The sequence below is a fragment of the Profundibacter sp. genome (assembly GCF_965277155.1).
Classification (GTDB): Bacteria; Pseudomonadota; Alphaproteobacteria; order Rhodobacterales; family Rhodobacteraceae; genus Profundibacter.
This window is the reverse complement of the sequence record NZ_CBDIBV010000006.1, coordinates 1-18249: the sequence shown is the minus strand read 5'-3', so window position 1 is coordinate 18249 and position 18249 is coordinate 1. Positions and strand designations below refer to the sequence as shown.

Here is an 18249-nt window from a genome sequence, read left to right as displayed (position 1 = left end):
GCAGCGCATGGAATCCTACTTCTTGCGCCACGTCGCCAGCCACGCCATGAACCGTCCCCAGATACCCCGCGCCTTTTCGCTGGCTGCATCTGCATGGTCATCCACCTTGTCCCAAACCTCGCCTGCATCTTCCAGCAGCGGATCAACCGAGCGTTCACGGAACTGCCGCCACATTGCAACGATGAACCGCCACGCAACAAACAGAAAGACGAAGAAGAAGATGTTGAACCACGGAATAATCGTCACATCTGGGCTTTCGACCTGACGAATAGCCACCGCATTCGGATAGACCGAAAGGAATTTTATCCGCCAGCCGTAATGGGTGATCACTGCCCATGTCTCTTCGTTTTTCGAAGCTAGAGCAGCAGCCTCGGCCTGAAGATCGGAACTGTCGAATTTAAAGTATGGTGGCCAGATCCAGCCGGTATCCTCGTTGCGGTAAACCATGATTTCAGTGCTGTCGCGCGGAATGAACCCTAACAGAAATGTCTTTTTCTTTTCCGTATAGATCAGACGAATATCCCGGGTTGGTAGATCAGCATTGCCGCTATCCGCCTGCGCATAGAACAGCCGGTTATACCATTCAAAATCTGCGCGGATCACCTCGGTCGAAGTTACACGCACAATATCGTGCTGTGGCAACACATAATGGAAGAAGCCACCGATAATCAGCAGCAGCAGAACCTTCAACGTGATCTTGAATTTACGCATAATGCACCCCTAATTCGTGTTCATCACAATCAGGGTGACAACCACCGCGATCGTCGGAATAACATAAACCAGCCAGATCAGCTTTTTGCGAAATCCGTTTTCGTATTCTGTCATTCCGTTTTCAATATAAGCATCCCGCGCCGCTTCATCACCCCCCTCGGGGTGATCCGCATCCCAGGCATCCTCCAGCTTCTCGCGCCGGATTGATCGCGAATAGATCGAGATCGCGAAATAGACCACCGTCATCGCAATAAATCCCAGCACCACCAGGCGGATAAATCCCATGCTATTTCCTCCTTCTAACCGCACCCCAGGGGCCGACCAGTTCTATTAATTCTTCTGGCTTGGGCGCCGGTTCAGGGGCCGAGTCAGGCTCTTGCATTGACTCTTTCGACCCGAACAATGCCTTGCGCGCACCTGCCTTGTCCACCTGATACTCGCGCTCCAGAAACTCGGCGACATAGGTTTTCTTGGCGTCCGACCATCCGGCATAGGAATGGTAAAACCGCTCTTTATGGCAAATGAACAATTGCCGGATATCCTTGGGCGTCAGCGCCGCCAGCAGCATATTCACCAGATCGCGGTCCTTATGCGGCTTGGCCCGCAGGGTATAGAAATACGCCGGATGGTCCGATGTTATGCGCGGCCATTTTCCCCCGCCCTGCGCCCAGCGCAGCAGTGCCGCCAACCCGTGAAACTCCTCGGGCAGATCCGCTGCATAGCGCCGTGTCAACGCGCGAATATCCCGCCGCGTGGCATGGTCCAGCTTTTCGCCTTTTTCAGCGGCCACATCGACGACAATGAAATCCATCTTCTGCTGCAGAATTGCCGCCGCATCCACACCGCGTGCTTTTACAATCGGTTCGACCAGATCATTCAGCTCCAGAAAAATCGCGATCTCGTTGCGGTCCGTAAAATCGAACACATATTTGATCGGCAGCTTGCCCAGCTCGTCCTTGTCCCCCGCGCAAATCGCCGCCGGATTTTCCATATCGCGGAAAACATACATACCGCCAAAATGCTTTGTCCAGAAATTGTCCTGCCGGAATGTCATCTTCTTCAGCTTCAAAGGCGCCCGCGTCACATCGCCGGTTTTCTTGGCCAGTCCGATCATTTCCGCAATCAGAACATCATCCCACCACGCATCTTCCTCGCGCTTGAAGCGGTCAATCTTGTCTGCCAGTTCCTCGGCCGATTTCACATGCGCCTCGGTCGTGTCCGCCTCGATTGTCACCTGCCTTATGTCAAATAGTTTGGCCGGTTCCTCAACCGAATAGACAGAGTTCAGCAATTCGCCCGACACCGCATCCTTGGCGGTCAGGGCAAACAGTTGCGCCTCGTTTTCCTCGATAAACTGGCGCAGAATTCCGCGTGATGTGGAAAACTGCGCGTTCAGCAACGGCGCCGTTTTCTGCTCGGTCGTCAGCAGGATGAACTGCCGGTTACACCCGCCTTCGTTCAGGTAAAGATGATCACCCAGACTGTCGCCCACCTCGGGAGAATAACCGGATATATCGACATGGAAGGATTTCAGCCGCGTCTTTTTCCCCGTCAACTGTTTCAGCGCACGGTTATAGCGCTCCACAAGGGCAGGCGAGGATATGCGGATCAGATTGCCAAACATCAACCCGCGCTCGATCAGGCGTTTCATAGCTCCGGCCTCCATTTACTAGGCTGCATTGCCAGCACGGCCAGCAAAATCGGCCCCCACAGAATGGCCGACAACATCCCCAACCGCGTCAGGTGCCGCAGCATTTCGCCGAAATGTTCATACATCATCCCCATCATGCGCACGTCCTGATCCAGATAGAACCATGTAAAATACAGCACACTGACAAACAACAACACCCCGCTAGAGGCCAACAGGTTCGCCCCCAGCCCCGCCATATTCTCGGGCAGCTTTTTCGCCAGCCACAACGGTAGGAAAACCGCCAGCGCAGCAATCAGCACCGCCGGCAGGATCATCGAGGACCAGTGCGAGAGGACGTTAATCGGGGTCATTTATAGGCTTTCCAGTTCTGATAATCTTCAAATAGAAAAAGAAAACAAACCCGATATAAAACGGGAATAACAGGTAAAAACCCTGCAACATCATACCATCTGCATAATACGAACAGATAGGTTGGGCATCTGGTGAATCATACATCATCACCAACATTCCAGGCACAAAGACCGAAAACACCAATACAGCCCAAACAATCAACAGCCCTATTACGACGGACAGAAACGTCGGGGGGGCAAACCATTCCGCAGTCCGTTTTGCAATGAACTGGATCACCAAGGCAGAAACAAGGTAAGCCATTAATATTGCAATGCTATACGAAGGACAACTCACCCCTTCCCCTCCAAATACCGCCGCTTGGCTTCTTCCATCCGCCGCATATCTCGCACCGCGTTTTCAATCGCGATTTCGTCGGATTTGTCGGCGTAGCGGAATTCACTGTCCGCATAGCGGTTGATTTCCTGTATCACCATTTCCACGGTAATCGGCTGGGTCATCTCGCGGATCATCCCCAGCTTTTCGTCATAGGGTTTGAACAGGAACAGCTCCGGTTCCTCCATCCATTCGTCCGGCAGTTCGAAATCCATCGCCCGCACCTTGACCGCATCGGTGATGTTCTTGATTGCGCGGCCCGTGAACCGCGGGTCGGCCTCCTGAATGCCCTTAAGGTAAGTGCCCAGCTTGGCAATCGTATCCAGATCGCCGATCTCGCTGTGCACCCGTTCGAACACCTTCTGCAGACCCTCTTCATGGGGCTTCGAATGTGATTCAAAACTCGCCGCAACGGCCTTCTTGATTTCCTGCGCGGCGAACAATTCATGGTCCCCGACAGGGATCGAATGGTTCTTGCCCATCAGCAGATGCAGGATATCGATGTAATCCTCACGGGTTTGCGGCCCGTCCACCAGAAACCGCGCACCGGCCCGCTGGCGCAAGGCGTCGTCCACGTTTTCGGGGTAGTTACTGAACATCCCGAATGTGCAATTCCCGCGCACCACCGTATTGGCGCCCGCGAAACTCTCCATCAAAACCGCCGTGATCTCCAACTGCCCCGCACTGGACTGCCGGTCGCCCCGCTTGCCGGCCAACTGGTCAATATCGTCAATCGTGCCAAAACCGATCACATTCGGGTCCACCACATTGTTGATAAATGCCTTGGCGTTTTGCCCCGATTTCCCCTGATAGCTGTCGATACTGTCGGTCGACAGGTTCTGGAACCGGAACGGATAGCCCGCCACCTCGCAATAGCCGGAAATCAGCCCCGCCATCATCTGGATCAGCGTGGTTTTCCCCGTCCCGGGCGCGCCATCCCCCATAAAGGTAAAGATAAACCCGCCCAGTTCGGCAAACGGATTCAGCTTGCGTTCAAAATCATAGGCCATCAGCATTTTCGACAGCTTCACAGCCTGATATTTGGCGATATGATTGCCCACCACTTCGTTCGGTTTCTTGAACGTCATGGTCAGCTTGCTGCCCTTGGCGGCGCGGGCAGGTGTGAAACCGGCAATGGTCAGATCATCGGCCTCGACCTTGTAAGACGCCCCTGTAAACGCGTTCAGGCGTGGCGCATTCTGCGCCCGCAAGGCCACCTTCTCCATCACCTGTTCGGCAAAGGCCAGAACCGTCGCAATCAGCTTGGGTTCCTCATCCGCAAAAATCGCCAGATCCTGATCCAGCTCCCACAGTGCCCCGTGCAGGGCCAGCAAGGCGTTGTCGGTCAGAATTTCCTCGACATCGCCAATCGCAACCATTACCTCGCCCGCTTGCGGGGCCAGAAAAAACGATGTCGCATTGGCAAAGGTATACAGCGTTGCCAATGCCTCGGCAGCCAGCAACTCGGCAAACTCTTCCTTCTTGCCCGCCGCCAATGACCCTTGCAGATTGTCCTTCTTCAGCGCCACCAGCCCCGTGACCTCGGCAAAGCCTTCGCCCACCGCCAGCGCAATCGCCAACGCGCGGCGCAAACCCGACATCACATTGGCCTGCACCGGCGAAATGATCACGTCGCCATCATCCGCCGCCTCGATCCGCGCCAGCAACTGCACCCCTTCGGGCCGCGCGGTGGAACGCGTCACCAACCCGGGCGTGGTGGACCGGAACCGCCGCCGCGTACCCAGACCGGCCGATTTTTCCTTCACCTCGACATCGCGGGCCTTGGCGATCCGCGGCGTATGATCAAACCCCGTCAACATCGCCGAGGCCGCATTATAATGCTTGCGGATATCCGCCTCGGGCAGTTCCATCTGATCATTCGGCATATTCATCAACTATTCCCTTATCTTCCAAATGGCCCAAATATGCCCCGCGCGGAGGCACTTCAACTTCACCCCGCGGAACTCCGCAGGTTTTCCCTGAAAACCCGCTCTATCCCGCCTGATGCGAAAATCATGGATTTTCACATCACCGATAACTCAAAACCCGCCCCTGCGGGCTGACCACAAATTTGCGCACACTGCGAAACCCGCGCGGCTTTTTCTCTTCCAGCACCTGATAGGGCTTTTGCGGCAGGATAATCGCCCGCTCGGTCCGCGTTGCCCCCGTATCCGCCCCGTGGCCGGAAAACGGATCCAGCGCGAAAATCTCGCGCTCGACCGTGGAAAACCAGCCGGATTTCTCCTCGATCACCCGCTCGCTTTCCAGTTCTTCCATCGTCCAGGCAAGCGCCCAATCCTCGCCCACGCCGCCATCGGCCTCTTCCAGAACTTCACGCAGTGGCCCCGTCTGGCGGGTAAAGGCGGATGAATACATCGGCCCCACATGGAACCGGCGCAACCGTTTGGGGTGCAGATCATCGAAATCCTGATCAAACCCTTTGGCAACCGTCACCAGCTTCAGCCCGTCCAGCGATTGCGCCATCAGATGCGCCTGGGCTTCGGGCCAGCGGCGCTGGTCCTTGGGCAGGGCGGTTGATCCGGTATCCTCGACCTCCATCAGATAGATCACCGGCAGGTTCACCTGACTGTCATAAACCGCCCAATGCACCAGATACCGCCGCCTGCTATCGCCGTCATTGCCCATCCACAAGGCTTCGGGATCATTCTGTGGCCAGAACAATTCGCCCTTTTGCAGCTCTTCGTAATAGAGCCGCTGTGACATTGCGAATTGCAGCTTGGTCGGGATTTCCAGATCGCCCACGATCTTGCGGATCATATCGTCCTTGATCTCGGATTTGGAGGGCATATTGCGCAGATGGCGTTCGGCCTGATGGGCGTCATTGGCCATGGTCATCAGTTCTTGCGCCACCGGAAAGCCGCTCTCGACCCGATCAAAATCCAGAACCCCGGCCATCGGCCCGCTGATCCGGCCCGTCAGCAGGTATTTGTTGGAAAGCGCACTGAAGGTGCGGGAAATCCCCAGAATATACCGCCCAAGGATCGCCACATCCGCCTTGCTTAACTTGCCCTCGGACTCCATCGCCCCCGCCACCCGCGCCAGATGGGCGGTGATCGCGTCAAACTTGGCAAAATACCGCCGCGCTGTCAGAGCGTCGTCAAGGCTGGCGTGATCTTGGGTCAGGTCCACCTTGGGCATCTAACCGCCATACAGGTTCTTGTCATGCTTCTCGACGATCTTCTCGAACCGTCGCGCGAACCGCTCGTCCACCTTGGCTTTTTGTTCCAGCACCTTGCGGGCAAACACCATGTGGTCCTCGTGCGCTTCCATCATGTCGGCCATCCGCTGATTGGTGGCCGAACCAATCGCCGCCATCGCAGCCTGTGCTTCCTGATCGGTTTCAACGCCGATTTCGTTGATCCGGTGCGCCACATCCTGCTGCTGCGCGGTTTTCAGCGATTTGGTCAGCGCATCATACAGCACAACCCGTTGCTTGGTGTCTGTTTGCAGCTTGTTGATCAGAACCATCTGCGTTGCTGCCTGGTTCTGCAATGAATCAATCCACGTCTTGCCGGTTTCGATATACCGCTCCAGAGTTTGGCTTTTGGCCAGCTTGACCTGCTCGTCCTGCACCATCTCGTTATATCGGGAATTCAGTTCGGCCAGCTCGGTTTCCAGTTTGGTCCGCGCCGCTGCGTCCTGTTCCACCGAAATTTTATTCTCGAGTTCAATAATCTTCGGGTCCATCGCCAAAATTTCGACCCGCAGCGTTTCCAGTTCACCCACCGTCAATTCACGATCATCCAGCGTTTCGGACAGGTTTGCCGAAACCTTCTCCTTTTGCACGTTCAGTTCTGCCAACTGCCCTTCCAGCAGCTTCACAATGACGTCGGACTTTGAAATCAGATCCTGCACTTTTTCGTCTACCGACGCGGCTCTGATCCGTTCCTGACGCATCGAATCCGCCTTTGCCTTGGAGAAAATGCCGATAAAGGTCTCCATCCCCGTCTTGTTACGCATTTCGTCGAAATCTTTGGAAAATCCGGCTGTGACATCGTCCAGACCCATGATCAGATCGGCGATATTGGCGTTCATCAACTCGGTATGGGCATGCACATCCTCAAGCGTGGCGTTTTCAACATCAATGTTGATACCTTCGTCCAGCTTGCTACGCGCCGCTTCAATTCGGCTGGTGATTTCTGAAATCTTGCTTTGTGCAGCTGCGACTTGTTCTTGGGACTCTTTAATCTGGGCGTCAAAATCGGCCATCTTTGCTCCTTATGGATGAATGGATTGTGCCATATATGGGGTGTATTAAACCGTTTTTCAAAGCGGCCATATTCAATTTCCCCACTGTTATCTATAAAAACCCGTTATTTATCAAGCCTCCAGACGCACCAGATAGGCCAGTAATTCATTGGTGTTGCGCGCGCCGAACTTCTTTCGCAGGTTGGTGCGGTAGTCTTCAATCGTGCGCGGGGACAGCGACAGGCGGCGGGCGATCTCTTTGCTGGTCAAACCCTGACTTAAAAACCCGACAACCTGGCGCTCGCGTTTGGTCAGGGCGGTGTCCGGCATTTGCTCGGGAATATGCGCGAAACTCAGGACCGTGCGGGCCAGCGGGTCATCCGGCGTCAGTGTCACGGCGCGAAACCGGCACCAGAGCTGGCGACCATCCCGATGGCGCACCAGCCGTTCATCCGAATAGCAACCGGATTCTTTCAGATGCGCCAGCCCGATATTCCTGATCTGCCGAAACTCGCCATCGCTTTGATACAGCATCCTAAACGACTGCCCCAGCAGCGCCTTTTTGTCATAGCCCACCATCCGGCAGAATGTGTCGTTGCAGGTGCGGATCACCCGATCCTCGGTCAGCACCAACCCCATCGGTGCGCTGTCAAAGGCCAGCAGGGATAAGTCGTCCAGTGTTTGCGCCATTACCGTGTTTTTACCGTATTGTGTGAATTCGTCCTTTTAATTGATACTCTTATTATCATCGGACGCACCAGTCCTGATATCAGGGGACAGCATCAAAATGACGGATAACCCATCAATTTCGGATAAATTGCTAGCCGCGGTCGAGGATCGGCGCGAGGCGCTGATCGAATTGACCCAACAGTTGATCCGAATCCCCACGCTGAATCCGCCGGGGCAAAAGTACCGCGAAATCTGCACATTTCTGGCCGAACGTCTGGGTGAAAACGGGTTCGAAATTGAACTGATCCGCGCCGAAGGGGCGCTTGCCGACAGTGACGAATACCCCCGCTGGAACATGGTCGCGCGGCGCAAAGGCACCCGCGCAGGCGATTGCGTGCATTTCAACAGCCACCACGACGTGGTCGAGGTCGGCCACGGCTGGACCCGTGACCCCTTTGGCGGCGAATTGGAGGATGGCAAAATCTATGGCCGTGGCTCCTGCGATATGAAAGGCGGTCTGGCGACCTCGATCATCGCCGCCGAGGCGTTTATCGCCACCTGCCCCGATTTCGCCGGCACCATCGAAATCAGCGCCACAGCAGACGAGGAATCCGGTGGCTATGGCGGTGTCGCCTATCTGGCCCAAAAGGGATATTTCAACCCCGATCGCGTGCAACATGTCATAATTCCGGAACCATTGAACAAAGACCGCATCTGCCTTGGCCATCGTGGCGTCTGGTGGGCGGAAATCGAAACCAAGGGACGTATCGCGCATGGCTCGATGCCGTTCCTTGGGGATTGTGCCGTCCGGCACATGGGCGCGGTGCTGGAAGAAATGGAAACTTACCTCTTCCCTCTTTTGGCCAGCAAACACACCGACATGCCCGTGGTGCCGGACGGGGCAAAGCAATCGACCCTGAACATCAATTCAATCCACGGCGGCGCACCGGAACAGCCCGACGAATACACAGGCCTGCCCACCCCTTGCGTGCCTGACCGTTGCCGTATCATCATTGACCGGCGTTTCCTGATCGAAGAAGACATTGACGTGGTCAAAGGCGAAGTGGCGCAGATGCTGGAGAAAATCAAAGCCGAACGCCCCGAATTCGAATACGACATCCGTGATTTGTTCGAGGTCCAGCCCACCATGACCGCCGAAGACGCCCCCGTGGTGACAACTGTTGCAAAGGCGATTGAAACCGTGATGGACAAACGCCCCGAATACGTCGTGTCGCCGGGCACCTACGACCAAAAACACATTGACCGCATCGGAAAACTGAAGAACTGCATCGCTTATGGCCCCGGCATTCTGGACCTTGCGCACCAGCCGGACGAATGGGTCGGCGTGCAGGATATGATCGATAGCGGACAGGTCATGGCTTTGGCCTTGGCAGAGCTGCTATTACCGCACTAAGCTAACGATAATTACATAGGGAGAATCATATGTTTAACCGCCTGAAAATAACCGTCGCAGCACTTGCGCTAAGTGCCGGCACCGCCTTTGCAGCGCAGGATTCGATCACTGTCGGTATGGTGCTTGAGCCACCAAACCTTGACCCGACAGCCGGTGCAGCCGCCGCTATCGACGAAGTGGTTTACGCCAATGTGTTCGAGGGCCTGACCCGTTTTGGCCCCGATGGCTCGGTCAATCCGGCGCTGGCCGAAAGCTGGGACATTTCCGAGGATGGCCTGACATATACGTTCCATCTGCATGATGGTGTAAAATTCCATGACGGCACCGATATGAACGCCGATGACGTGGTGTTTTCCCTGAACCGCGCCCGGGCCGAGGATTCGACCAATGCGCAAAAAGCGCTGTTTGCCGGTATCGAAAGCGTCACCGCCGTTGATCCGCTGACTGTCGAAGTCAAACTATCGGCACCGAACGGTAGCTTCCCGTTCAACATGGCATGGGGGGATGCGGTGATCGTAGGCGAGGAAAGCATTGCCGACGCTGCCACAAACCCTGTCGGCACCGGCCCGTTCAAATTTGCCAACTGGGTGCAGGGCGACCGCGTCGAACTGGTGCGCAACCCTAACTATTGGGGCGATGCCCCGGCACTTGCCTCGGCCACGTTCAAATTCATCGCGGACCCGAACGCAGCCTTCGCGGCGATGATGGCCGGCGATGTCGATGCCTTCCCGAACTTCCCCGCCCCCGAAACGCTGGAACAGTTCAAATCGGACCCGCGTTTCAAAGTGATCGTCGGCTCGACCGAGGGGGAAACCATTCTGGCGATGAACAACAAATCCAGCCCGCTGGATAACGTAAAGGTGCGCGAGGCCATCGCCCACGCCATCAACCGTCAGGAAATCATTGATGGTGCGATGTTCGGTTACGGCACGCCCATCGGCACCCACTTTGCGCCGCATAATCCGGCCTATGTGGATCTGACAGGCCTGTCCGCCTATGATCCCGAGCTGTCAAAGAAACTGCTGGCCGAAGCCGGTCAAGAGGGCCTGAAACTGCGCCTGATGCTACCCCCGCCGACATACGCACGGCGCGGCGGTGAAATCATCGCCTCGCAACTGCGGGCCGTCGGCATCGAGACCGAGATTTCCAATCTGGAATGGGCGCAGTGGATTGAACAGGTGTTCAAAGGCAAGGATTTCGATCTGACCATCGTCAGCCACACCGAGCCGATGGACATCAATATCTATGCGCGCCCTGATTACTACTTCCAGTATGACAACCCGGATTTTCAGGCGTTGATGGACAAGCTGAACCTGACAACCGATCCCGAAGCGCGCAAAGCCATCCTTGGCGAAGCGCAAACCATGATCGCAAAGGATTACGTCAACGGCTTCCTGTTCCAACTGGCCAAAACCGGCGTTGCCAATGCAAAAATTCAGGGGTTGTGGGAAAATTCACCGACGCAAGCGAATGATTTGACGGGGGTTAGCTGGACCGATTGATCCAGACCCTGAACTCAACACCGAAGGGCGCCTGACACGGGCGCCCTTTTTGTTATCGGCTTGACAAGAACAGCCAATTTTCCGAACGCTACGGCGTGTAATTATTATAAGGATTACCCCGATGCTCCGCCTTGTTCTTGTTACCTTGTTAAGACCTCTGCATGAGGCCATGGCTTTCGGTTGAAGCAAGATTTCGGCCGCCCACCTTGCGCCCCTGCGGGTCCGGCGGACAGACGGGTGGCGGGGTTTGGGGCTATGCGATTGCGGGGGTTTGCGGGTTGAGGGTGATCCTGTTTGCGGCCTTGAGCAGGTTTTGCGCGATGGCGGCCATGACCATCTGGGCATGCACCCTGGCGCGCCCGAAATATCTCGCCCGCTGCAGGCCGAAGAGGCGTTTCATCGTGCCGAAAGTCTGCTCGATGCGGAAGCGGCGTTTCGAAATCAGCCGGTTGAAGCGTTTCTCCGATTGCCGCAGGGGGCGGCCGCGCGCTGCCTTGCGCAGGATGCCGTCGCGGTATTTGCCGCGCAGCATCTGGCGGTTGGCCTTGCTCGCATAGGCCTTGTCGGCCAGCACCCGCTGCGCCTTTGCGCCCGCGATCATGGTGGCGAATTCGGGGCTTTCGGCGGCATTGGCGGGCGTGGTGTGCACCTTGTCGATAAAGCCCTCTTCGTCGCAGCGGGCAAAGCCCTTGTAGCCGAGCGTGCTCTTGCGGCCCTTCTTGACCCAGCGGGCATCAGGGTCGGCGCTGAAATGCAGCTGTGCCCCGTCGGGTGAGACCTCGGGCGGATCATCCGGCGTCCCTTCCCTTGCCCCGTCCTCTGCCCGGTCCTCTGCCCGGTCCTGCGGGGCGTCGATATGGGTGCGCGGGCGCGCCGCCGCCGCGATCAGGGTCGCATCAATGATCGCCGCCTCAGCCTCTTTCAGCTTCAGCCCATGCGCCTCGATCTGGCGGCAGACCTCGGCCAGCAGCTCATCGTAAACGCCACCCCGGACCAGCGCATTGCGGAACCGGCAGTGGGTCGTCTCATCCGGCACCGACGCGTGCAGATCGAGCCCGCAGAACAGCATGAAATCCAGCCGCACCTTCAAGGCCCGCTCCAGCTTCGGGTCGCTCAGCCCGTGCCACTGGCCAACCAGAAGACACTTGAACAGAACCAGCGGATCATAGCCCTGAGGCCCGATCCCCGAGCGCCCCAGACCGCGCCGCAGGATCGGCAAAAACGAGTTCCAATCCATCAGCGCGTCGATCTTCGACAGAACGTCATCCGCGCCGATCCGTGCCGCCGCTTCGTGCAGGAAAAGGTCCATCTATTCACCCCAGAGATTTCCCGGCTAGCTTACCAAAACGGCCAACCCGGGGGAATCCCGATGTTATGCAGAGGTCTTTTGTTGGCATTCGTGTCTGGCCCTGCATTGGCCCAGTCCAACCATTGGTCCTTGCAGGTTGGCGCCCTTCCCCAAGGCTGGCAAATCACTGGCGAAGGCGAGGATGCATCAGACTGGCAAGTCATAAATGACTATGGCACCCCCGTTCTGGCCATGACCAGCCAATCGGATTCCGGCCTGTTCGGGCTTTTTGGCAGCGGCTTCAATGCAATTACCAACCAGAACATCCGCTTTTTGGATGGCAGTATATCGGTCCGGTTCAAGGCTGTTTCCGGCAACTCGGACCAAGGTGGCGGCATCATGTGGCGGGTTCAGGATGATGAAAACTATTACATCGCCCGCTTTAACCCGCTCGAGGACAATTTCCGCTTTTACACCGTCAAAAACGGCCACCGACGCAAATTGGCCAGCGCCAGCATTGCCCTAACCGCGGGCTGGCATGAAATGACCATCACCCAGACCGGCGGCCATTTTCAGGGGACGCTGGATGGTCAGCCGCTGCTGAACCACAACGATGGTACCTTTACCAAAGCAGGCGGGGTTGGCCTGTGGACCAAAGCCGATGCGGTAACTTATTTTGCCGATTTTCGGGTGGTGCCGCGCTAGGGCGCAGGGCAGCGCCCGACCCTGGGTGGGCGTAAGGACGGTTTGCTATTCCAGACGGTGAATTTTCCCACACCTGCTGTACTTGTTGAAACATTGTAAAAGCGCCCTCCCGTGGGGAGGGTCGGGCGCTGCCCGGCGGTGCCACCGGGCAAAGGGGTGTTCAACTCCTAAACCCGTTAAAACCGCCACAACGCCGGCACAAACCTAAATGCATCCCCGTCCCGCATTACATGCCCAACCCCGGGGAACGGGAAGTGATATCCCAGCACCGCGATCCGTTCATCCGCCGCCATGCCCAGCACCTTCTTGCGCGTATCCGCCGCCATCGGCTGTTCCTGATCCCGCGCCAGATACCAGTCAGGCCGTGCAAAACTGGCATTCGCATTGGTCAGACAATCGCCCAGCGCAATCAGCGTCTTGCCACCACTTTCCAGCCGGATCGACATATGCCCCGGCGTATGTCCCGGCGTGTGCATCATCGTTACGCCCGGCACCACTTCGTGCCCGTCCTGCGCCATGATCCATTCCACCCCGTCCGCATTGATTGAATTCACCGCCGCCAGAACGAATTGTTGGCGTTCCTCGGGCACCTGATTAACCAGATCATCCTGCATCCAGTAATCATGCTCGATCTGGCCAATAGTATAGGCGGCCTCGGGAATGATCGCCTCGTCAAAATCATCGCGGATGCCCAGAATGTGGTCGGGGTGCGCGTGGGTCATCACCACATGGGTCACCCCTTGCGGATCAATCCCCGCCGCCTCCATATTCGCCATCAGACGGCCCGTGGTATCAAAGAACCGGCTGCCCGAGCCAACATCGACCAGCACCTTGGCATCGCCGATCTCGATATACAGATGGTTGGTATGGGCATAGGCCTTGTCCGTCGGCAGAAAATGCGCCGCCATAAAGGCCTGAACTTCGGCCGGATCGGCATTCACACCAATGCCGCTGACCGGTGTCTGAAAATAGCCGTCCGAAATGATCGTCAGCCGTGCATCGCCAATCGAAAAGCGGAAATGCGCAGGGTTATCCCCCGTCGGCGGCCCCAGTTCGGCCCGCGCACTTAGCGGGAACGCCATCGCCGGGGCCATCGCCGCCAGTTTCAGCAAATCACGTCGGGTGGGTTTCATCAGGGTCATCGCGCGCCTCGTTTCAGGTTTGGCCTTTAGGGAACCTCTAAAAATCCCCCAAAATCCGGCCTGACGGGGTAGAATCGTCATCAGGATGAAAATGATTCGACCGACGGGGTTTTGTCATGGGTCAGATGGGATTTTTTGATCTTTCCAGCCGATACGCGGGACTGGACAAATCTGGTGATCCGCTGGTGTTGCTCAACGACATGGTGCCGTTCGAGGATTACCGGGACGAGCTGAAGGCCATATGGCGCACGCCGCCCGAACAGCGCAAATCCAACGCTGGCCGCCCGCCTTGGGATGAGGTGCTGATATTCAAGACGATGGTTTTGCAGCAGCTCTACAACCTCTCTGACGATCAGATCGAGTATCAGATCCGCGACCGCCTGTCGTTCATGCGGTTTCTCGGCCTTGGCATTGAAGACAGCGTACCTGACGCCAAGACCATCTGGGCCTACCGTGAAAGGCTGGCCGGGGCCGGGAAGATGAAGGAGCTGTTTGACAAGTTCGATGCCTTTCTGCGCGAAAAGGGCTATCTGGCGATGGGCGGGCAGATTGTTGATGCGAGCATCGTTCCGGCGCCGCGCCAGCACAACAAAAGGGACGAGAACGAGAAAATCAAGGCGGGCGAAACGCCTGAAGAGTGGGAGGAAAAACCCCACAAGAAGCGCCAGAAGGACGTGGATGCGCGCTGGACGAAGAAGCACGGCAAGAGCTATTACGGCTACAAGAACCACATCAATGTCGACCGGCGGCACAAATTCATCCGCGCTTATGATGTCACCGATGCCGCCGTGCATGACAGCCAGGCGCTTGCCGGTCTGATTGATGCGAGCAACACCTCATCGGACCTGTGGGCCGACAGCGCCTATCGCTCGCAAAAGATCGAAAGCGAGCTGGAAGAGCGGGGGCTTCACAGCCATATCCATCACAAGGGCAGGCGCGGCAAGCCGCTTGGCGAGCGCCAGCAAAAGGCCAACCGGAGGCGCTCGAAAGTGCGGGTCCGGGTCGAGCATGTATTCGCTTTTCAGGAGCGCTCCATGGGCGGCAAGCTGATCCGCTCCATCGGCCTGAAGCGGGCGCGATTTCGCATCGGGATGATGAACCTGGTCTACAACATGAAGCGCTTCGTCCAGTTCGAATGCGGCCTGGCGGCGCCGGGATAAGGGTTCATGGGGTGAGGTGTGCCTGAAATACCCAAAACCGGCTTGAAACCGGTGAAAATGGGTTTATGATCCGAAGCAATCAGGCGGGACAGGCGAAAAACCGTCCACCCCGCCGCGAAGAAGGCGAAAACGGGAATTTACAGAGGTTCCCTAGATTCAAAAGTGAACGGTATGGTCGGGTTTGACGTCACGCCATTATAGTCGGTGTATAGAAGCCTCCACTCCTTTTCATCTGAATATCTTAAGTGTTTTGTGAATTTTAAGTCGCCATTGGTGAATGGCAATTCTCGCTCGGCTTTTGTTGCGCTCATATATTTCACCTGTTTAAACTCGAACGATCCTGCGTCCTTAACCGACCGAATAAGCTTTAATTAGAGGTGGTCGCGGAAATTCGGACCAGTTGTTAAGGTGGATCGACTTATGAGAAAGACGATTCAAAATGACGAAACGAAAGAACCATTCTCCCGAATTCAAAGCCCGCGTTGCGCTTGAAGCAATCCGCGAGGAAATGACGATGGCGGAGCTGTCGAAGAAGTATGGTGTGCATCCAACCCAGATTGGCACATGGAAACGAGCAGCGATTGAAAACATGGCCACGGCATTTTCCAGACGGGGCCGTGATCCTGATCGGGTTGATGAAGCCCAGATTGAGAAGCTGCACTCCAAGATTGGTCAGCTGGTCGTGGAACGGGATTTTTTAGCCAACGCCTCGCAACAGTTGCTCGGGAAGCGAGGCAAAAAATGGTGAGCCGTGAGCATGATCTGAGTGTGCGACGACAATGCGGGCTACTTTCTCTGGCGCGCTCGAACCTGTATTACCAGCCAAAAGGCGAAAGTGCTGAAAATTTGCGGTTCATGACAATAATCGACAAGCAATTCTTGCAGACGCCGTGGTATGGATCACGGCAAATGGCCCGGCACATGCAGCGCCAAGGTTACAAGTGTGGTCGCCACAGGGTCCGCCGTTTGATGCGGCTGATGCGGTTGGTTCCGATCTACCAGACGCCCAACACGAGCAAGAAACATCCGCAGCATAAGATCTACCCGTATCTGCTGCGAGACCTGACGATTGATCGTCCAAACCATGTGTGGTGCGTAGATATCACCTACATTCCGATGCAGCGCGGGTTCCTCTATTTGGTCGCGATCATGGACTGGCACAGCCGCAAGGTTTTGAGCTGGAGATTGTCAAACAGCATGGAGGCAGATTTTTGCGTTGAAGCCCTGAAAGAGGCTATGGCCAAATACGGCAAGCCCGATATCATGAACAGCGACCAGGGCAGCCAGTTCACCGGGTTTGAATGGACGCAGGCGCTGAAAGAAGCCGACGTGAAAATCTCGATGGATGGCAAAGGTCGCTGGGTCGATAACCGGATGATCGAGCGGCTTTGGCGATCCTTGAAATACGAATGCATTTACCTCAACGCATTTGAAACGGGTTCGCAGACCCGCGCCGGGATCGGGAAATGGTTGGCTTACTACAACACCGAGCGCCCGCATTCCACCCACGGAATATTGACCCCGGATGAAGCCTATGACAGAAAAACAAAACCAATGAGTTTGGCAGCCTAAATGAAACCCTGATCCATCTTAAACTGGCTGCTGACTGGTCAAAAAAGTGGGACCACCTCTATTTGTTGAATGAAATGCAAACACCATCAGTTCCAGAAGCGAATACGCTCCAATGATGATATTTTTGCTGCGCCTCAGTAAAGCACAGAGCATAAACGTGTTTCGCACTTACTTTCTTTCGGTATGCATCAAGAAAATACGCATCGTTCCGATCATCCCATCCCGAAGGATCGAGCAAAGTAATTTTCTTCTCTAACAACATATTCATCAGCGATGAAAACGATGTGTATCTATGTAATCTTTTAGGTGGCAAAGATTCTCTTTCATATTTGCATGATATGTTGAGGTAAGACTAACAGGCTGCTGGCCTCACTAAAAGATCAGTGTTGAAGCATTTTCTGAACTTTTCAGAAGATAGATGGGCAGTTCATACGAAAGTGGATGACTTACCAACCCCAACCCACGGATTGTCCTCCCCCATCATCCCCACTTGATGAACCCGCCCCCATCCCCTATTCAAATTCCAAGCTTTATTCAGGGGTCCATCATGAAAAATACCAAATTCGACAAATCCAGACTTCCCAGCCGTCACGTCACCGAAGGGCCGGAACGGGCGCCGCATCGCTCATACCTTTATGCGATGGGCCTGAGCGAGGCTGAAATCCACCAGCCGCTGGTCGGTGTGGCCACCTGCTGGAACGAGGCCGCCCCCTGTAACATCGCCCTGAACCGTCAGGCGCAGGTGGTCAAGATGGGCGTGAAAGCCGCCGAAGGCACCCCGCGCGAATTTACCACCATCACCGTCACCGACGGCATTGCCATGGGGCACGAGGGGATGCGTTCATCCCTTGCCAGCCGCGAGGCGATTGCGGATTCCGTTGAACTGACCATGCGCGGTCATTGTTATGACGCGCTGGTGGGGCTGGCCGGTTGTGATAAATCCCTGCCCGGCATGATGATGGCGATGGTGCGTCTGAACGTGCCCTCAGTGTTCATCTATGGCGGCTCGATCCTGCCGGCTCGTCTGGATGGCCGCGATGTGACCGTTCAGGACGTATTCGAGGCCGTGGGCCAGCATCAGGCGGGCAATATGACCGACGCCGAGCTGGAAATGCTGGAATCGGTTGCCTGCCCCTCGGCCGGTGCCTGTGGTGGCCAGTTCACCGCCAACACCATGGCTTGTGTATCCGAGGCGATCGGCCTTGCCCTGCCCAATTCCGCCGGTGCCCCCGCCCCTTACGAGAGCCGTGACCAGTATGCCGAGGCGTCAGGCGTGGCGGTGATGAACCTGCTTGAGAAAAATATCCGCGCGCGTGACATCGTGACCCGCGAGGCGCTGATCAATGCGGCGCGGGTGGTGGCCTGCACAGGTGGCTCGACCAATGCCGGTCTGCACCTGCCCGCCATTGCGCACGAAGCTGGGATTGATTTTGATCTGACCGACGTTTGCGACATCTTCCGCGAGACCCCCTATTTCGTCGATCTGAAACCGGGCGGGCAGTA

The 18249-nt window shown here is 56.2% G+C and carries 17 protein-coding genes; 6 read left to right on the top strand and 11 right to left on the bottom strand.

From position 1 onward, the window contains the following. Positions 1-15 precede the first annotated feature (15 nt). The 9 genes from ACQY4M_RS06190 to ACQY4M_RS06150 form a co-directional block, all read right to left on the bottom strand. Entirely contained in the window at positions 16-711 is a 696-nt protein-coding gene (locus ACQY4M_RS06190; protein WP_428542163.1) for a DUF1523 family protein, read from the bottom strand. 9 nt (positions 712-720) lie between these two features. Then, positions 721-996 carry a hypothetical protein gene (locus ACQY4M_RS06185; protein ID WP_428542160.1) on the bottom strand — a complete coding sequence of 92 codons (276 nt, stop codon included), beginning with the start codon at positions 994-996 and terminating at the stop codon, positions 721-723. A gap of 1 nt (position 997) precedes the next feature. Beyond that, entirely contained in the window at positions 998-2362 is a 1365-nt protein-coding gene (locus ACQY4M_RS06180) for a DUF6638 family protein (RefSeq protein WP_428542157.1), read from the bottom strand. Beyond that, complete coding sequence (locus ACQY4M_RS06175) at positions 2359-2712, bottom strand: hypothetical protein (protein WP_428542154.1); 354 nt, start codon at positions 2710-2712, stop codon at positions 2359-2361. Before ACQY4M_RS06175 ends, ACQY4M_RS06180 begins: the two co-directional genes overlap by 4 nt. Continuing rightward, on the bottom strand, positions 2699-3013 hold the full coding sequence (locus tag ACQY4M_RS06170) for a hypothetical protein (RefSeq protein WP_428542151.1): 315 nt from the start codon (positions 3011-3013) through the stop codon (positions 2699-2701). The genes ACQY4M_RS06175 and ACQY4M_RS06170 overlap by 14 nt, the downstream gene beginning before the upstream one ends. 29 nt (positions 3014-3042) lie before the next feature. After that, complete coding sequence (locus tag ACQY4M_RS06165; protein WP_428542148.1) at positions 3043-4977, bottom strand: ATP-binding protein; 1935 nt, start codon at positions 4975-4977, stop codon at positions 3043-3045. A gap of 136 nt (positions 4978-5113) precedes the next feature. After that, positions 5114-6244 (bottom strand): hypothetical protein, encoded by a 1131-nt coding sequence (locus ACQY4M_RS06160; protein WP_428542145.1) that lies wholly within the window; start codon positions 6242-6244, stop codon positions 5114-5116. Further along, a complete protein-coding gene (locus ACQY4M_RS06155; RefSeq protein WP_428542142.1) occupies positions 6245-7315 on the bottom strand; it encodes a hypothetical protein in 1071 nt (356 codons plus the stop codon). A gap of 111 nt (positions 7316-7426) precedes the next feature. Further along, positions 7427-7984, bottom strand: a complete 558-nt coding sequence (locus tag ACQY4M_RS06150; protein WP_428542139.1) for a LuxR C-terminal-related transcriptional regulator — start codon at positions 7982-7984, stop codon at positions 7427-7429. Positions 7985-8081: 97 nt separating this feature from the next. Here ACQY4M_RS06150 and ACQY4M_RS06145 point away from each other — a divergent pair, with 97 nt between their 5' ends. Both ACQY4M_RS06145 and ACQY4M_RS06140 read left to right on the top strand, forming a co-directional pair. Next, complete coding sequence (locus ACQY4M_RS06145; protein ID WP_428542136.1) at positions 8082-9377, top strand: acetylornithine deacetylase/succinyl-diaminopimelate desuccinylase family protein; 1296 nt, start codon at positions 8082-8084, stop codon at positions 9375-9377. 29 nt (positions 9378-9406) lie between these two features. Beyond that, the gene (locus ACQY4M_RS06140) at positions 9407-10879 is read left to right on the top strand and encodes an ABC transporter substrate-binding protein (protein WP_428542133.1); all 1473 of its coding nucleotides are present in this window, start codon (positions 9407-9409) and stop codon (positions 10877-10879) included. A 253-nt stretch (positions 10880-11132) separates the two neighbouring features. Here the strand turns inward: ACQY4M_RS06140 and ACQY4M_RS06135 are convergent, their stop codons facing one another. After that, on the bottom strand, positions 11133-12188 hold the full coding sequence (locus tag ACQY4M_RS06135) for an IS5 family transposase (protein ID WP_428542130.1): 1056 nt from the start codon (positions 12186-12188) through the stop codon (positions 11133-11135). A gap of 81 nt (positions 12189-12269) precedes the next feature. Between ACQY4M_RS06135 and ACQY4M_RS06130 the strand changes: the two genes are divergently transcribed. Further along, entirely contained in the window at positions 12270-12872 is a 603-nt protein-coding gene (locus tag ACQY4M_RS06130; protein WP_428542127.1) for a hypothetical protein, read from the top strand. A 176-nt stretch (positions 12873-13048) separates the two neighbouring features. On the opposite strand, the gene ACQY4M_RS06125 is transcribed toward ACQY4M_RS06130, so the two are convergent. Then, the gene (locus ACQY4M_RS06125; RefSeq protein ID WP_428542124.1) at positions 13049-14014 is read right to left on the bottom strand and encodes an MBL fold metallo-hydrolase; all 966 of its coding nucleotides are present in this window, start codon (positions 14012-14014) and stop codon (positions 13049-13051) included. Between the two features lie 116 nt (positions 14015-14130). On the opposite strand from ACQY4M_RS06125, the gene ACQY4M_RS06120 reads away from it, so the two are divergent. From ACQY4M_RS06120 to ACQY4M_RS06110, 3 genes are all read left to right on the top strand, one after another. After that, positions 14131-15174: an IS5 family transposase gene (locus ACQY4M_RS06120; protein ID WP_428539227.1), complete on the top strand. Its 1044-nt coding sequence runs from the start codon at positions 14131-14133 to the stop codon at positions 15172-15174. Between the two features lie 439 nt (positions 15175-15613). After that, positions 15614-16746, top strand: a protein-coding gene (locus ACQY4M_RS06115; protein WP_428539245.1) for an IS3 family transposase whose coding sequence is annotated in 2 segments (ribosomal slippage) — positions 15614-15866 and positions 15866-16746 — 1134 coding nt in all. Because the reading frame shifts where the segments join, the coding sequence is not laid out codon by codon here. A 547-nt stretch (positions 16747-17293) separates the two neighbouring features. Beyond that, the coding region (locus tag ACQY4M_RS06110) for a dihydroxy-acid dehydratase (RefSeq protein WP_428542121.1) at positions 17294-18249 on the top strand (956 nt) is incomplete at its 3' end.

Bases quoted from the DNA above. Each gene is read 5' to 3' on its own strand.
- ACQY4M_RS06120 (WP_428539227.1), top strand. From the start codon at position 14,131: ATGGGTCAGATGGGATTTTTTGATCTTTCCAGCCGATACGCGGGACTG.
- ACQY4M_RS06165 (WP_428542148.1), bottom strand. From the start codon at position 4,977: ATGAATATGCCGAATGATCAGATGGAACTGCCCGAGGCGGATATCCGC.
- ACQY4M_RS06135 (WP_428542130.1), bottom strand. From the start codon at position 12,188: ATGGACCTTTTCCTGCACGAAGCGGCGGCACGGATCGGCGCGGATGAC.
- ACQY4M_RS06180 (WP_428542157.1), bottom strand. From the start codon at position 2,362: ATGAAACGCCTGATCGAGCGCGGGTTGATGTTTGGCAATCTGATCCGC.
- ACQY4M_RS06150 (WP_428542139.1), bottom strand. From the start codon at position 7,984: ATGGCGCAAACACTGGACGACTTATCCCTGCTGGCCTTTGACAGCGCA.
- ACQY4M_RS06190 (WP_428542163.1), bottom strand. From the start codon at position 711: ATGCGTAAATTCAAGATCACGTTGAAGGTTCTGCTGCTGCTGATTATC.
- ACQY4M_RS06170 (WP_428542151.1), bottom strand. From the start codon at position 3,013: ATGGCTTACCTTGTTTCTGCCTTGGTGATCCAGTTCATTGCAAAACGG.
- ACQY4M_RS06175 (WP_428542154.1), bottom strand. From the start codon at position 2,712: ATGACCCCGATTAACGTCCTCTCGCACTGGTCCTCGATGATCCTGCCG.
- ACQY4M_RS06185 (WP_428542160.1), bottom strand. From the start codon at position 996: ATGGGATTTATCCGCCTGGTGGTGCTGGGATTTATTGCGATGACGGTG.
- ACQY4M_RS06160 (WP_428542145.1), bottom strand. From the start codon at position 6,244: ATGCCCAAGGTGGACCTGACCCAAGATCACGCCAGCCTTGACGACGCT.
- ACQY4M_RS06155 (WP_428542142.1), bottom strand. From the start codon at position 7,315: ATGGCCGATTTTGACGCCCAGATTAAAGAGTCCCAAGAACAAGTCGCA.
- ACQY4M_RS06140 (WP_428542133.1), top strand. From the start codon at position 9,407: ATGTTTAACCGCCTGAAAATAACCGTCGCAGCACTTGCGCTAAGTGCC.
- ACQY4M_RS06145 (WP_428542136.1), top strand. From the start codon at position 8,082: ATGACGGATAACCCATCAATTTCGGATAAATTGCTAGCCGCGGTCGAG.
- ACQY4M_RS06125 (WP_428542124.1), bottom strand. From the start codon at position 14,014: ATGACCCTGATGAAACCCACCCGACGTGATTTGCTGAAACTGGCGGCG.